General features: G+C 59.2%; 1 pseudogene. It reads right to left on the reverse strand.

From position 1 onward, the window contains the following. Window positions 1–103: pseudogene (locus tag ASF71_RS25810) on the reverse strand (IS5/IS1182 family transposase); the annotation flags it as partial. Window positions 104–206 lie beyond the last annotated feature (103 nt).

A 206-nucleotide genomic window follows, 5' to 3' on the forward strand; every position in this document is an offset into this window, starting at 1 on the left:
CTCGTCGTCCCTCGCCATACGTCTGGATTTCCCCAACCAGGCGAACGTCCGCTCCACCACCCAACGGCGCTTCAGGACGACAAATCCTTTCGGCACCTCCACGATACGTGGAGGTGCATCTTTTGGTGCCCAGGTGCCCTGCCAACCCGACCAAGGATGTTTGACGATCTCCATGGTCCAGCCCAGATGCGTGTTGATCTCTCCAG

This window comes from Deinococcus sp. Leaf326 (genome assembly GCF_001424185.1).
Lineage (GTDB): Bacteria > Deinococcota > Deinococci > Deinococcales > Deinococcaceae > Deinococcus.